Annotated in this window: 3 protein-coding genes; 2 read left to right on the top strand and 1 reads right to left on the bottom strand. The window is 67.4% G+C overall.

Features of this window, described 5'->3' with window-relative positions:
• Positions 1 to 97: 97 nt before the first annotated feature.
• Entirely contained in the window at positions 98 to 343 is a 246-nt protein-coding gene (locus tag ACFV4K_RS35670; protein ID WP_379280697.1) for a type II toxin-antitoxin system Phd/YefM family antitoxin, read from the top strand.
• On the opposite strand, the gene ACFV4K_RS35665 is transcribed toward ACFV4K_RS35670, so the two are convergent.
• Positions 284 to 862 carry a TetR/AcrR family transcriptional regulator gene (locus ACFV4K_RS35665; protein ID WP_379280696.1) on the bottom strand — a complete coding sequence of 193 codons (579 nt, stop codon included), beginning with the start codon at positions 860 to 862 and terminating at the stop codon, positions 284 to 286. The genes ACFV4K_RS35670 and ACFV4K_RS35665 overlap by 60 nt on opposite strands.
• A 132-nt stretch (positions 863 to 994) precedes the next feature.
• On the opposite strand from ACFV4K_RS35665, the gene ACFV4K_RS35660 reads away from it, so the two are divergent.
• Positions 995 to 1,247: hypothetical protein (locus tag ACFV4K_RS35660; RefSeq protein ID WP_379280695.1), on the top strand; the 253-nt coding region annotated here is incomplete at its 3' end.

The raw sequence follows: 1,247 nt of genomic DNA, 5'->3' as shown, positions 1-1,247 counted from the left end.
CGACAGCGGCGCGGACCTCCCGGTCCGCGCCGCTGTCGTATCGGTGCGCTGTCGTGTCGCGCCGATCCATGTCCTGGCGGCCCCCGAATAACCAAACATGGAGGGCGCGAACAGATATGGCCTGAACGATCCGCGGACGCGGCTCGAGGCGATCGTGCGCGGTGTGGCAGCCACCGGTGCGGAAGCGATCATCACCGACGGCGGCAGCGAGATAGCGGTTGTCATCTCGGTCGCCGATTACGAGCGACTGCACGAGCACGCCGACAGGGTTGATGCCCAGCGTCTAGTTTCGGGGCCGCAGGCCTTCGAGGACGGGCTCGACCAGGGTCGGGACGTCGAGTAGCTCGCCCGCGCCGAGGAGGAAGCGGAGGTAGACCGGGCCGTAGAGCATGTTGGTCATGGTCAGGAGGGGGAGGTCGTCGCGGATCTGGCCGGCGCGCATGGCGGTTTCGAGGCGGCGGCCGGCCATGCGGGTGCGGGGTTCGATGAACGTTTCGCGGACCATCTGGAGGAGTTTCGGGTCGTTCTGGGCCTCGGCGATGACACCGCGGTAGACGCAGCCGGCGTCGCCGGCGAGCATGCGTGACAAGGCGGTGATCTGGGTGGTCAGGTCGGCGGCGATGTCGCCGGTGTCGGGGAAGTCGGTGGCGGAACCGACCTGGTCGTTGATGGCCTCGAGGGCGATCGCGCCCTTGGAGGGCCACCAGCGGTAGATGGTCTGCTTGCCGACGCCCGCGTGGGAGGCGATGGCCTCGATGGTGAGCTTGCCGTAGCCGTTGCGCACGGCGAGTTCGAAGGTGGCGTCGAGGATCGCCTGATGGGACTTGGCGCTGCGCAGTTCGGGGTTGGGCGGCTGGGGCATGGGTTCAGCATACTCCGGAAACGAGACGGTACGTCTCGTCTTGACAGCGTTTCGGCGGCGGGCTAACGTACTTCATGAGACGAGACGGACCGTCTCGCCAGAGAATGGGAACACGGTCGCTAGGAGCGAACAATGACCACCACCATCACCCCCGCCGCTGTCGTCGCCACCCCCGCCGCCATGCCGTCGGTGCACCGGCGCGCGCTGATCACCTGGCTGGCCGTGTACCCGACCATCACCCTCGCGCTGGCCTTGCTCGGCCCCGAGATGGGCGGGCTGCCAGTCTTCGTGAAGACGCTGATCCTGACCGTGATCGTGGTTCCGGTCTCGGCGTACCTGCTGGTTCCGCTGCTGATGAAGGCCAACCAGCGGCTGACGGTGTGGG

Source organism: Nocardia sp. NPDC059764 (assembly GCF_042732555.1).
Lineage (GTDB): Bacteria > Actinomycetota > Actinomycetes > Mycobacteriales > Mycobacteriaceae > Nocardia.
The sequence above is the reverse complement of the archived record's forward strand: the minus strand, read 5'-3'. Positions and strand labels throughout refer to the sequence as shown.

Excerpts from the sequence above, each read along its gene's own strand:
- ACFV4K_RS35670 (WP_379280697.1), top strand. The coding sequence starts at position 98 with ATGGAGGGCGCGAACAGATATGGCCTGAACGATCCGCGGACGCGGCTC.
- ACFV4K_RS35665 (WP_379280696.1), bottom strand. The coding sequence starts at position 862 with ATGCCCCAGCCGCCCAACCCCGAACTGCGCAGCGCCAAGTCCCATCAG.